This window comes from Blautia sp. MSK20_18 (assembly GCF_020553125.1).
Classification (GTDB): Bacteria; Bacillota; Clostridia; order Lachnospirales; family Lachnospiraceae; genus Blautia_A; species Blautia_A fusiformis.
Window position 1 is genome coordinate 1 of the sequence record NZ_JAJCGR010000092.1, and the last position, 948, is coordinate 948.

Below are 948 nucleotides of genomic sequence, written 5' to 3' on the forward strand. Positions count from 1 at the left end.
AGGGGGATTCTTGCTTCTCCCACTACTGCATTGGCAAACACCTTACGGTACTGCAATGTCTTACACAGTGTCCACAAGCTATATTTATACTGTTCCCGTATGCCCTACGGTACAGTTTTTATCTTTATGCAGACTGCATCTGCAGTCCTTTTTTCAGAATATTGATACTTGCATTCGTATCCCGGTCATGAACCGCATGGCATTTGGGACACTCCCAGATACGAATGCCCAGATTTTTTATCCGTGGATTTCTGTAGCCACAACAGCTGCAGGTCTGACTGCTCGGATACATCGTTGGTACTCTGTGAATTTCATTTCCATACCAGCCAGCTTTATATTCCAGCATTTCAAAAAATTTTGCCCAGGAAACACTCGCTATCGATTTTGACAGTTTATGATTCCGGATCATCCCCTTAACATTCAGATCTTCAATACAGATGGTTTGGTTTTCACGCACCAGCATCGTTGACTGTTTCTGCAGGAAATCATTCCGCTGATTGGTTACTTTCTCATACACTCTTGCCACCCTGATCCGCTGCTTCTCGCGGTTATGGGAATCTTTTTGTTTTCGGGAAAGCCTGCGCTGTTCTCTTATGAGTTTTCGCATTGAGCGTTCCAGATATCTGGGATTTGATACCGTATTTCCATTACTGTCGGAGTAGAACGCTTTGATCCCGACATCAATCCCTATCGTTCCGCCAGCATTTGAGCGTGGTTCCGGTTCAAAATCAACATTTAAAACCGCAAAATATTTTCCAGCCGGTGTGTGCTCAATGATCACGTGATTAATCTTTTCCACTTCCATCGACTGCCGTATTTTAACAAATCCAAGTTTCGGAAGTTTGATATATCTTCCCACAATACGAATATTATCTTTTTGATTTACCGTTCTGTATGACTGGAACCGGTTATGTTTACTTTTGAAGGTTGGATAGGAAGCCCGTTTCT

1 protein-coding gene is annotated in these 948 nt (G+C 42.8%); it reads right to left on the reverse strand.

Features of this window, described 5'->3' with window-relative positions; genetic code table 11:
- Nucleotides 1–124: 124 nt before the first annotated feature.
- The coding region (locus LI091_RS18365) for a transposase (RefSeq protein WP_265191448.1) at nucleotides 125–948 on the reverse strand (824 nt) is incomplete at its 5' end.